Genomic DNA, 11654 nt, shown 5'->3' on the forward strand with positions numbered 1-11654 from the left:
CGAGGTCCGGCCGCATGGGCCGGCCCGCCAACCGCCGGCGCCATGCCGCTGGCGGCGGCCCGGCGACTCCGGGCCCGGGCAGCCGCCGCAGCCCCGGTCGCGGCTAGGCCGCCGGCCGGGTGACCGGCTGCGGCCCAGCGCAACGAGGCCGCCCATGAGGCCTGGCTGGCCGGCCCGGCCAGGCCCCAGGAGCAGAAAGGGGACGCCCATGGACAGCGGGGAAGAGCGCCGCGCCGCCCGCTCCCGGGAGCTCTGGGAGCGGGCGCGACAGCTGCTCCCGGGCGGGGTGAGCAGCCCCGTCCGGGCCTTTGCCGCCGTCGGCGGCACGCCGCGCTTCATCGACCGGGCCAAGGGGCCCTACGTGACCGACGTGGACGGCATCCGCTACGTGGACTACGTCATGGCCTGGGGGCCTCTGATCCTGGGCCATGCCCACCCGGCCGTGGTCCAGGCCGTCCAGCGCCAGGCGGAGCAAGGCACCGCCTACGGCGCCCCCACCGAGGTGGAACTGGCCCTGGCCGAGGCCATCGCCGCCGCCATGCCCTCCATGGAACGGGTCCGGTTCGTCAACTCGGGCACCGAGGCGGCCATGAGCGCCCTGCGCCTGGCCCGGGCCTTCACCGGGCGGGACAAGATCGTCAAGTTCGCCGGATGCTACCACGGCCATGCCGACAGCCTGCTGGTGGAGGCGGGTTCGGGCGTGCTGACCCTGGGCCTGCCGGGGTCGCCGGGGGTCACCGCGGGAGCCGCCGGGGATACCTGGGTGCTGCCGTACAACGACGTGGCAGCCGTCGAGGAGCTGTTCGCCCGGCACGGCGAGCAGATCGCCGCAGTGATCGTCGAGCCCATCGCCGGCAACATGGGGGTGGTGCCGCCCGAACCGGGATTCGTGCCGGCCCTGCGCCGCCTGACCCGGGAGGCGGGGGCCCTGCTGATCTTCGACGAGGTGATCACGGGCTTCCGGGTGGGCCTGGGCGGCGCCCAGGGCCTGCTGGGCATCGTCCCCGACCTGACTTGCCTGGGCAAGATCATCGGCGGCGGCCTGCCGGTGGGCGCCTACGGCGGCCGGGCCGACATCATGGAGCGGGTGGCCCCGGCGGGGCCCGTCTACCAGGCGGGGACCCTGTCGGGCAACCCCCTGGCCATGGCGGCGGGGCTGGCCACCCTGGAGGTGCTGAGCCAGCCCGGCACCTACGAGCGTCTGGAACGCCAGGCGGCGCGGCTGGCGGAAGGCCTGCTGGCCGAGGCCCGGGCGCAGGACGTGCCCTACTGCGTGCAGCGGGTGGGGTCCATGTGGACCGGGTTCTTCCACCCGGGGCCGCTGCGGGACCTGGAGGAGGTGCGCCGTTCCGACACGGCCTTCTACGCCCGCTACTTCCACGGCATGCTGCGGGAGGGCGTGTACCTGCCGCCTTCGGCCTTCGAGGCGGCCTTCGTCTCCCTGGCCCACACGGACCAGGACATCGAGTTCACCGTGGAGGCCCATGCCCGTGCCCTGCGCCGCGCCCGGCAGTGACAGGCCCGGGCCGGCGGCGAGGACGCCGGTCCCGGCCGCGAGCGCGAGGGAGGCCGTCATGGAAGTCGTCGCCCTGGTGGGGCCGAGCGGAACCGGCAAGAGCCACCGCGCCGCTGCCGTGGCGCGCGAGGTGGAGGCCGACGCCCTGATCGACGACGGGCTGCTCATCCGGGAGAGCCGCATCGTGGCCGGCGTGTCGGCCAAGCGGGAGGCGACCAAGATCGGCGCCATCCGCCGCGCCCTGTTCGTCGACCCGGCCCACCGGGACGAGGTCCGCCGGGCCCTGGAGGCCCTCCGGCCCCGCCGGGTGCTGATCCTGGGCACCTCCCGGGACATGGTGGACCGGATCGCCGCCACCCTGGGCCTGCCGGCTCCAGCGCGCTACATCGGGATCGAAGAGGTGGCCACGCCGGCGGAGATCCGGCGGGCCCAGCTCATCCGCCGGACCCAGGGCCGGCACGTGATCCCGGCGCCCACCTTCGAGGTGAAGCGCAGCTTCTCCGGTTACCTGCTGGACCCGCTGCGCCTGTTCTACCGCGGGAAGAACCGGCCGGCGGGCTCCGGCCAGGTGATCGAGAAGACCATGGTGCGCCCCACCTACAGCTCCCTGGGCCGCTTCTTCATCACCCGCCAGGTGGTGGGCAGCATCGCCGCCTACGCGGCCGCCCGGGTGACGGGGGTGGCCGAGGTGTTGCGGGCCGGCGTCACGGACCGGGAGGAGGGGGTGGCCATCACCCTGGAGGTGGCCGTGGAACCGGGGCGCCCCCTGCGGGCCGTGCTGGCCTCGGCCCAGCGCCAGGCGCTGCAGGCGGTGGAGCACATGACGGCCCTGAATGTGGTCACCCTGGACGTGGTGGCCCGCCGGCTGGCCGGGGGCGGCGCCGGCCAGCCGGCGGGCCGCGGCCCGGCGGCGGGTTCGACCCGGAGTGGTTCGGTCCAGGGCGTTGATTGCGGCGAGGGCGGCCCGTCCGGGGCGGAGGGCGTGGGGGCGGCCGGCCCAGCCGGCCCGGGCGGGCAAGGCGCGGAGGGGCAGGATGTGGGAGAGCAGGGTGCGGGGACGGCGGCACCTCCCCCGGCCACGGCGGCGCCCCTCAAGGAATCATCAGGGGAAACTGCTATGATGGACCCGTAGGCACGGGCTGGAAAGGAGCGGGATGTCATGGCCGTTCGGGTTGGCATCAACGGGTTCGGCAGCATCGGCCGCCGGTTCTTCCGGCAAGCGTGGCGCCGGGACGACATCGAGATCGTGGCCGTCAACGACCTGGCGCCGGCGGCCACCTTCGCCCACCTGCTCAAGTACGACTCCAACTACGGCATCTTCGACGCCGACGTCCGGGCAGAGGACGACGCCCTGATCGTCGACGGCAAGCGCATCCGCTTCACCGCCATCAAGGACCCGGCTCAGCTGGCCTGGGACCAGGCAGGAGCCGAGGTGGTCATCGAGTCCACCGGCGTGTTCACCGACGCCACCAAGGCGGTGGCCCACATCGAGGGCGGCGGGGCGAAGAAGGTGATCATCTCCGCCCCGGCCAAGAACGAGGACATCACCATCGTCCTGGGCGTCAACCACGACCGGTATGATCCCGCCCGGCACCGGGTGATCTCCAACGCCTCCTGCACCACCAACTGCCTGGCCCCCGTGGCCAAGGTCCTGGACGACCGCTTCGGCATCGTCCGCGGGCTGATGACCACCGTCCACGCCTACACCAACGACCAGCGCATCCTGGACCTGCCCCACAAGGACCTCCGGCGGGCGCGGGCCGGGGCGATGAACATCATCCCCACCACCACCGGCGCGGCCAAGGCCGTGGGCCTGGTGCTGCCCCACCTGCAGGGCCGGCTCAACGGCTTCGCCCTGCGGGTGCCGGTGTCCACGGTGTCCATCGTCGACCTGGTGGCCGAGCTCAAGCAGCCGGTGACGGTGGAACAGGTCAACCAGGCCTTCGCCGAGGCGGCCGCCGGCCCGCTGAAGGGCATCCTGGGTTACACCGAGGAGCCCCTGGTCTCCAGCGACTTCCGCGGCTCCACCTACTCGTCGGTGGTCGACGCCCTGTCCACCATGGTGATGGAGGGCAACATGGTCAAGGTGGTGGCCTGGTACGACAACGAGTGGGGCTATGCCGCCCGCCTGGTCGACCTGGTGGCCTTCATCGGCGAGAAGGGCCTGTGAAGAGCGGCGCATGGGGTAGCTGGCAGGAAGCCGGGGCGCCCGGCCGGGAGCGGCCGGGCGCCCCGGGCCTGGAAAGGAGGCCCGGCCTTGCGCAAGCGCTCGGTGCGCGATCTGGACGTGCGCGGCCGGCGGGTGCTGGTCCGCGCCGACTTCAACGTTCCCCTGGAAGGCGGCCGCATCACCGACGACACCCGCATCCGCGCCGCCCTTCCCACCATCCGCTACCTGCTGGAGCAGGGCGCGGCGGTCATCCTCTGCTCCCACCTGGGCCGGCCCAAGGGCAAGGTGGTGGAGGAGCTCAGGCTGGCCCCCGTGGCCCGGCGCCTGGAGGAGCTTTTGGGCCGGCCCGTGCGGGCCCTGCCGGAGGTGGTGGGGCCCCAGGTGGAGCGGGAAGTGGCCGGTCTCCAGCCCGGTGAGGTGGTTTTGCTGGAGAACCTGCGCTTCCATCCGGGGGAGACGGCCAACGACCCGGAGTTTGCCGCTGCCCTGGCCCGCCTGGCCCATGTGTATGTGAACGATGCCTTTGGCGCCGCCCACCGGGCCCATGCCTCGGTGGTCGGCGTGGCGGAGCGCCTGCCCGCGGCGGCCGGGTTCCTCCTGGAGAGGGAGCTCGAGGTGCTGGGCGATCTGCTGGAACGCCCCCGGCGGCCCTTCTGGGCCGTGCTGGGCGGCGCCAAGGTGTCGGACAAGATCGGGGTCATCCAGCGGCTCCTGGAGGTGTGCGACGGCCTGGCCATCGGCGGCGCCATGGCCAACACGCTGCTCGCGGCCCGGGGCTTCGACGTGGGCCGCTCCCTCTACGAACCCGAGCAGGTCGAACCCGCCCGGCGGTGGCTGGAGACCGCCGGCGATCGCCTGCTGCTGCCCGCCGACGTGGTGGTGACCGAGAAGCTCGAGCCGGGGGCGCCCAGCCGGGTGGTGCCCGTGGACCGGATCCCCGCCGGGGCCATGGCCGTGGACGTGGGACCGGCCACCCTGGCGGCCTGGCAGGAGCGGCTGCGGGGGGCGGGCACCGTGTTCTGGAACGGTCCCCTGGGGGTGTTCGAGGTGGAACCCTTCCACCGCGGCACCTTTGCCCTGGCGGAGTTCCTGGCGGGGCTGGAGGCGGTGACGGTGGTGGGAGGCGGCGACAGCGTGGCGGCCGTCCAGCGCACCGGCGTGGCCGGCCGGATCGACCACATTTCCACCGGGGGCGGGGCGTCGCTGGAACTGCTGGAAGGCAAGGAGCTGCCCGGGGTGGCGGTCCTGCCCGAGGCGCCGACGCCTCGCGGGAACGGGAGCGGCCCGGGCGGTGCGGGTGGGGCCGGTGGCGTCAGCGACCCCGGCGGCCCGGCCGGGCCGGGCGGGGGGATGGCGGGATGAACCCGGCGGCCTCCGGCGGGCCGGCGGGGCGCAGGCCCCTTCTGGCCGGAAACTGGAAGATGCACACCCTGCCTGGGGAGGCCGCGGAGCTGGCTGCGGCGGTCCGCCAGGGCCTGGAAGGACAAGCCCTGTCCGCCGAGGTGGTGCTCTGCCCGCCCTTCACCTCGCTGGCGGCGGCGGGTCAGGCGCTGGCCGGCAGTCCCATCGCCCTGGGGGCCCAGGACCTGGTCTGGGGGGAGTTCGGTGCCTTCACCGGGGCCATCTCGGCCCCCATGCTGCGGGAGCTGGGCTGCCGCTACGTCATCGTCGGCCACTCGGAGCGGCGCCAGCTGCTGGGCGAGACCGACGCCCTGATCCAGCGCAAGCTGGAAGCGGCCCTGGCGGGCGGGCTCACCCCCATCCTGTGCGTCGGCGAGGATGCCGCCCAGCGCCGGGAAGGCCGGACGGCGGCGGTGGTGCTGGGGCAGGTGGCCTTCGCGCTGGCGGGCCTCGAGCCCGGCCAGGCCGCCCAGGTGGTCATCGCCTACGAGCCGGTGTGGGCCATCGGCAGCGGCACCCCGGCCACCCCCGGCGACGCCCAGGCGGTGGCGGCGGCCATCCGGCAACTGGTGGCGCGGCTGCACGGTCCCGCGGCGGCCGCTGCGGTGCGGGTGCTGTACGGCGGCAGCGTCAAGCCCGACAACATCGCCGGCTTCATGGCGCAGCCCGATGTGGACGGCGCCCTGGTAGGCGGGGCCTCCCTGGACGGGGCGGCCTTCGCCCGGCTGGTCCGGGAAGGCGCGGCGGCCCGGGCCGGCGGCGTCCCGGAGGGAGGACGGCCATGACCATCGCCGGGATCCACCGGCCCCGCCCCGTGGCCCTGATCATCCTCGACGGCTGGGGGCTGCGGGCCGAGCGGGAGAACAACGCCGTCGCCCTGGCCGAGACCCCGGTGATGGACGAGCTGTGGGCCCACTGGCCCCACAGCCAGCTGGAGGCCAGCGGCGAGGCGGTAGGCCTGCCCCGCGGCCTGATGGGCAACTCCAACGTGGGCCACCTCAACCTGGGGGCCGGGCGCATCGTCTACCAGGACATCGTCCGCATCAGCCGCGCCATCGCCGACGGGTCCTTCTTCGCCAACGAGGCCCTGGTGGGCGCGGCGCGGCGGGCCCGGCAGCGGGGTGGCCGGCTTCACCTGATCGGGCTGGTGTCCGACGGCGGGGTCCACTCCGACCTGGAGCACCTGCTGGCCCTGCTGGAACTGGGCCGGCGGGAGGGGGTCGAGACGGTGGTCCACGCCTTCACCGACGGCCGGGACACGCCGCCCACCAGCGCGCCCGAGTACCTGCGGCGGGTGGCGGCGGCCGGGGGCCGCATCGCCACCGTGGTGGGCCGCTATTTCGCCATGGACCGGGACAAGCGCTGGGACCGCACCGAGCGCGCCTACCGGGCGCTGGTGCTGGGGGAGGGCCGCCGCGCCCCCTCGCCCCAGGCGGCGGTGGAACAGGCTTACGCTGCCGGGCAGACCGACGAGTTCATCGAGCCTGTGGTGATCACCGGCGACGACGGCCAGCCCCTGCCCCGGATCACCGCCCGGGACGAGACGGTGTTCTTCAACTTCCGGGCCGACCGGGCGCGGCAGCTGGCCCGTGCCCTGGCCGACCCGGCCTTCAACGCCTTCGCCCGGCCCCAGGGGGTGGGCCCCGTGCCGCTGACCCAGATGATCGAGTACGACGAGGAGTTCCCCCTGCCCACCGCCTTCCCGCCGGTGTACCTCAAGGAGACCTTCGGCGAGGTGGTTTCCCGGGCCGGGCTGACCCAGCTGCGCATCGCCGAGACGGAGAAGTACGCCCACGTGACCTACTTCTTCAACGGCCGCGAGGAGACGCCGTTCCCCGGGGAGGAGCGGGTGCTGGTCCCCTCCCCCAAGGTGGCCACCTACGACCTCAAGCCGGAGATGAGCGCCCCCGAGGTGACGGAGCGGGTGGTGGCCGCCGTCGACAGCGGCCGCTTCGACGCCGTGGTCCTCAACTTCGCCAATCCCGACATGGTGGGGCATACGGGCGTGCTGGAAGCGGCCATCCAGGCGTGTGCCACCGTGGACCGCTGCCTCGGCCGGGTCCTGGAGGCCATCCGCCGCCAGGACGGGGCCGCCCTGGTGCTGGCGGACCACGGCAACGCCGAGATCATGGTCGACCCGGCCACGGGCGAGCCGCACACCGCCCACACCACCAGCCCCGTGCCCTGCGTGCTGGTCGACCGGCGGCGCCGCCACGTGCGGCTACGGGACGGGATCCTGGCCGACGCCGCGCCGACGCTGCTGGAACTTCTGGGGCTGGAGCCGCCGGGGGCCATGACGGGCCGGTCCCTGATCGCGGGGAGCTAGCGGCTCCGCCCCGGCCGGAGGTGGGCGGTGCCGGCGGGGGCGGGACGGCCATGGACCGGCCCGGCGCGGTGGGCCAGGCACCGGTCCCGGGCGGCGGCCCGGGCGCCCGGGGACGCCTCCACAGCCAGGAAGCGGTAGAACCGGCTCCAGGAAAGCGGCAGAGCGATTCGGAAGGGAGGAACCGAGCCCGGTGAGCACGCTGATCGCGGGGGTCGAAGCCCGCCAGATCCTGGACTCCCGGGGCAACCCCACGGTGGAGGTGGACGTCTGGCTGGAAGACGGCGCCTTCGGCCGGGCCGCCGTGCCGTCGGGGGCGTCGACGGGTACCTTCGAGGCGGTGGAGTTGCGGGACGGCGGCGAGGCGTACGGGGGCAAGGGCGTCCTCAAGGCGGTGGAGAACGTGGTGGAGGTCATCGCCCCCGAGGTAGTGGGGATGGACGCCCTGGACCAGGCCGCCATCGACCGCACCCTGGTCGAGCTGGACGGCACCCCCAACAAGGGGCGGCTGGGCGCCAACGCCATCCTGGGGGTGTCCCTGGCGGTGGCCCGGGCCGCCGCCTCTTCCGTGGGCCTGCCCCTTTACCGGTACCTGGGCGGGGTCAACGCCCGGCTGCTGCCGGTTCCTCTGATGAACATCCTCAACGGCGGGCGCCACGCCGACAACAACGTGGACGTGCAGGAGTTCATGGTGGTGCCGGCGGGCGCGCCCACCTTCGCCGACGCCCTGCGCATGGGCGCGGAGATCTTCCACGCCCTGCGCCGGGTGCTGGGCGAGCGGGGGCTGTCCACCGGCGTGGGGGACGAGGGCGGCTTCGCTCCCAACCTTCAGTCCAACGAGGCGGCCCTGGACGTGCTCATGGAGGCGATCCAGCGGGCGGGTTACCGGCCCGGGGAGGACGTGGCCCTGGCCATCGACGCTGCGGCCAGCGAGTGGTACCGGCCGGAGGAAGGCGTCTACGTGCTGGAGGGACAGGGCCAGCGGCTGGAGGCCGACGAGCTGATCGCCATGTACGCCCGCTGGCTGGAGCGCTACCCCCTGGTCTCCCTGGAGGACGGCCTGGCCGAGGAAGACTGGGAAGGCTGGCGCCGGCTCACGGCCCAGCTGGGCGGCCGCCTGCAGCTGGTGGGCGACGACCTGTTCGTCACCAACGTGGAGCGGGTCCAGCGGGGCATCGCGGCGGGGGCGGCCAATGCGGTGCTGGTCAAGGTGAACCAGATCGGCACCCTGACGGAGACCCTGCTCACCATGGACACGGCGGCTCGGGCAGGGTACCGCAACATCATCTCCCACCGGTCGGGCGAGACGGAGGACGTGACCATTGCCGATCTGGCCGTCGCCACCCGGGCGGGCCAGATCAAGACCGGCGCTCCCTCCCGCTCGGAGCGGGTCGCCAAGTACAACCAGCTGCTGCGCATCGAGGAGCAGCTGGGGGAGAGCGCCCAGTACGCCGGCTGGGCCGCCTTCGGCCGCCGCTAGGGCTCTGGCCGCCATCGTTGCCGGTCCCCGCCGGCTGTGGTAGCATGGCACCGCACAGCCACCGCCGGCCGCAGGGCGGCAGCGGCCGGCGGCGGGATTGGGGTGGATGCCTTGGAGACGGTGATGCTGATCCTGCACATCCTGGCGGTGATCGGCCTGATTGCCGTGGTCATCTTGCAGTCGGGGCGCAGCGCCGGCCTCTCGGGGGCCATCGCCGGCGGGGCCGAGGCCTTCTTCGGCAAGCGGCGGGGGCTGGACGATTTCCTCGGCCGCATGACGGTGATCCTGGCCGTGGTGTTCTTCGTCACGTCCTTCGTGCTGGGCTATTTCATGAAGTGAGCTGCAGCCGGCGCCCGGCCTGGCGGCTGGCGGGAAGGCCGCCGTGCTGCCGGGAGGGCCGCGGGGGCCGGTACCGGGCCGCGGCCGCGGGGCCCGCATCCTGCGAGGATGCGGGCCCCGCGTTTTTCCCCCTTTCTTCCGGTCCTGGCGGCCGGGATGACAAGCCGCCCACCGGCATAGGACTTCCCAGGAGCCCGCGGGGGCAGGTCCCCGGACCGCGGGCGACCGAGGGAGGGGTCATGCCGTGGTGGAGCGGGAACTGGCCCTGCTGGTCCCGGCCGCCGGCCTCTTGGCGCTCGTGGTGGCCGTGTCCCTGGCCCGCTCGGTGGCGCGGGTCGACGCCGGCGAGGGCAAGATGGTCGAGGTGGCCCGGGCCATCCAGGAGGGGGCCATGGCCTTCCTGGCCCGGGAATACCGGGCGCTGGTGGCCTTCGTGCTGGTGATGGCGGGCGTGCTGGCGGTGGCCGGTCGCTGGGCGCCCGGCGCCGGCTTCGGCCCGGCGGCGGCCGCTGCCTACTTGATCGGGGCCACGGCATCCCTGGCGGCCGGCTTCGGCGGCATGCGGGTCGCTACCACCGCCAACGTGCGCACCGCCCGGATGGCCCAGCAGGGCGGGTTGCCGGCGGCTCTGGCCGTGGCCTTCAGCGGCGGGGCGGTGATGGGGCTGGCGGTGGTGGGCCTGGGCCTGCTGGGCCTGGGCGTCCTGTACCTGGCGTGGGTCGACCCGGCCCGGCCGGCGACCCTGGCGGTCCTCAACGGCTTTGCCATGGGCGCCAGTTCCGTCGCCCTCTTCGCCCGGGTCGGCGGGGGCATCTACACCAAGGCGGCCGACATGGGCGCGGACCTGGTGGGCAAGCTGGAGGCCGGGATCCCGGAGGACGACCCGCGCAATCCCGCGGTGATCGCCGACAACGTGGGCGACAACGTGGGCGACGTGGCCGGCATGGGGGCCGACCTCTTCGAATCCTACGTGGGGTCGGTGGTGGCGGCCGTGGTGGTGGCGGCGGCCGGGGGGGCGGCAGCCGGCGGGGTCGGCGGGGGGCTGGCGGGAAACGGCGGCGCGGGGCCGCTGGCGGGCGCGGCGGCAGCCGGACCGGCCCAGGTGCTCTTTCCCCTGGTGCTGGCCGCCGTCGGCGTGGTGGCCTCCCTGCTGGGCATCGCCATCACCCGGGCCGGGGCGGGTGGCGATCCAGCCGCCGCCCTGCGCCGGGGTACCCTGGCCGCGGCCTTCTTGCTGGCGGCAGGCGGGGGGCTGGCGGCGGGCTGGCTCGGGCTGCCCCGGGCGGCGGCGGCCATGGTGGCCGGCCTGCTGGCCGGCGTCCTCATCGGCCTGATGACGGAGTACTACACCTCCGGCGACCGGCCGCCGGTGCAGCAGGTGGCCCGTTCTTCCGCCACCGGCACCGCCACCAACATCCTGGCTGGTCTAGCAGTAGGCATGAAGAGCACCGCCCTGCCCGTCCTGGTGGTGGGCGTGGCCACCCTGGTGGCCCACCACTACGCCGGCCTGTACGGCATCGCCGTGGCCGCCGTGGGCATGCTGGCGACCACGGGCATCACCGTCGCCGTTGACGCCTACGGTCCCATCGCCGACAACGCCGGCGGCATCGCCGAGATGGCCGGTCTGCCGGCGGAGGTGCGGGCCGTCACCGACCGGCTGGACGCTGTGGGCAACACCACCGCCGCCATGGGGAAGGGCTTCGCCATCGGTTCCGCCGCCCTGACGGCCCTGGGGCTCTTCTCTGCTTACGCCACCACCACGGGTCTGGGGGCCATCGACCTGCTGGACCCGCGGGTGATCACCGGCGCCCTGGTGGGCGGCATGCTGCCCATGCTGTTCTCCGCTCTGGCCGTCGAGGCCGTGGGCCGGGCCGCCTTTGCCATGATCGAGGAGGTCCGGCGCCAGTTCCGCCAGAGGCCGGGCATCCTAACGGGGCAGGAGCGGCCCGATTATGCCCGCTGCGTGGACATCAGCACCCGTTCGGCCCTGGCCCAGATGGTGCTGCCGGGCCTGCTGGCGGTGGCCGCGCCCCTGGCCGTGGGCCTGATCCTTGGGCCCGAGGCGGTGGGCGGCCTGCTGGCGGGGGCCATGGTGACCGGCGTGCTGGTGGCCATCTTCATGGCCAACGCGGGCGGCGCCTGGGACAACGCCAAGAAGTTCATCGAGGGGGGCGCCCTGGGAGGCAAGGGCTCCGACCCCCACCGGGCGGCGGTGGTGGGCGACACCGTGGGCGACCCCTTCAAGGACACGGCGGGCCCGTCCCTGAACATCCTGATCAAGCTGATGTCCGTGGTGGCCCTGGTCTTCGCGCCCCTCTTCCTGCGGCTGGGCGGCTAGGCGCCGGGACCGCGGTGCGGCGGGCGTAGGCCGGCGGCCGCCGGCCGTGTATCATGGGGACAGGCAGGGCGTGCCAGGGTCGGGCGA

The 11654-nt window shown here is 74.1% G+C and carries 9 protein-coding genes; all 9 read left to right on the forward strand.

The genetic code is table 11. From position 1 onward, the window contains the following. The first annotated feature begins 208 nt into the window (after positions 1-208). The 9 genes from hemL (at position 209) to ACZ5T9_RS02925 (ending at position 11567) form a co-directional block, all read left to right on the forward strand. A complete protein-coding gene (gene hemL, locus ACZ5T9_RS02885; RefSeq protein ID WP_464833763.1) occupies positions 209-1516 on the forward strand; it encodes a glutamate-1-semialdehyde 2,1-aminomutase in 1308 nt (435 codons plus the stop codon). A 58-nt stretch (positions 1517-1574) separates the two neighbouring features. Continuing rightward, positions 1575-2648: an Asp23/Gls24 family envelope stress response protein gene (locus ACZ5T9_RS02890; RefSeq protein WP_464833764.1), complete on the forward strand. Its 1074-nt coding sequence runs from the start codon at positions 1575-1577 to the stop codon at positions 2646-2648. 27 nt (positions 2649-2675) lie between these two features. Then, positions 2676-3686 (forward strand): type I glyceraldehyde-3-phosphate dehydrogenase, encoded by a 1011-nt coding sequence (gene gap / locus ACZ5T9_RS02895; protein WP_116899726.1) that lies wholly within the window; start codon positions 2676-2678, stop codon positions 3684-3686. A gap of 87 nt (positions 3687-3773) precedes the next feature. Beyond that, on the forward strand, positions 3774-5048 hold the full coding sequence (locus ACZ5T9_RS02900) for a phosphoglycerate kinase (protein WP_464833765.1): 1275 nt from the start codon (positions 3774-3776) through the stop codon (positions 5046-5048). Further along, positions 5045-5872: a triose-phosphate isomerase gene (tpiA, locus tag ACZ5T9_RS02905; protein ID WP_006902893.1), complete on the forward strand. Its 828-nt coding sequence runs from the start codon at positions 5045-5047 to the stop codon at positions 5870-5872. The genes ACZ5T9_RS02900 and tpiA overlap by 4 nt, the downstream gene beginning before the upstream one ends. Then, entirely contained in the window at positions 5869-7413 is a 1545-nt protein-coding gene (gene gpmI, locus ACZ5T9_RS02910; RefSeq protein ID WP_464833766.1) for a 2,3-bisphosphoglycerate-independent phosphoglycerate mutase, read from the forward strand. Before tpiA ends, gpmI begins: the two co-directional genes overlap by 4 nt. Before the next feature lie 190 nt (positions 7414-7603). Continuing rightward, positions 7604-8890: a phosphopyruvate hydratase gene (gene eno / locus ACZ5T9_RS02915; protein WP_464833767.1), complete on the forward strand. Its 1287-nt coding sequence runs from the start codon at positions 7604-7606 to the stop codon at positions 8888-8890. A 123-nt stretch (positions 8891-9013) separates the two neighbouring features. Beyond that, positions 9014-9229 carry a preprotein translocase subunit SecG gene (secG, locus tag ACZ5T9_RS02920; protein ID WP_006902896.1) on the forward strand — a complete coding sequence of 72 codons (216 nt, stop codon included), beginning with the start codon at positions 9014-9016 and terminating at the stop codon, positions 9227-9229. A gap of 244 nt (positions 9230-9473) precedes the next feature. Continuing rightward, positions 9474-11567 (forward strand): sodium-translocating pyrophosphatase, encoded by a 2094-nt coding sequence (locus tag ACZ5T9_RS02925; protein ID WP_464833768.1) that lies wholly within the window; start codon positions 9474-9476, stop codon positions 11565-11567. Positions 11568-11654: the final 87 nt, after the last annotated feature.

The sequence above is a fragment of the Thermaerobacter nagasakiensis genome (genome assembly GCF_055396825.1).

Bases quoted from the DNA above. Each gene is read 5' to 3' on its own strand.
- hemL (WP_464833763.1), top strand. From the start codon at position 209: ATGGACAGCGGGGAAGAGCGCCGCGCCGCCCGCTCCCGGGAGCTCTGG.
- ACZ5T9_RS02890 (WP_464833764.1), top strand. From the start codon at position 1,575: ATGGAAGTCGTCGCCCTGGTGGGGCCGAGCGGAACCGGCAAGAGCCAC.
- gap (WP_116899726.1), top strand. From the start codon at position 2,676: ATGGCCGTTCGGGTTGGCATCAACGGGTTCGGCAGCATCGGCCGCCGG.
- tpiA (WP_006902893.1), top strand. From the start codon at position 5,045: ATGAACCCGGCGGCCTCCGGCGGGCCGGCGGGGCGCAGGCCCCTTCTG.
- gpmI (WP_464833766.1), top strand. From the start codon at position 5,869: ATGACCATCGCCGGGATCCACCGGCCCCGCCCCGTGGCCCTGATCATC.
- secG (WP_006902896.1), top strand. From the start codon at position 9,014: ATGCTGATCCTGCACATCCTGGCGGTGATCGGCCTGATTGCCGTGGTC.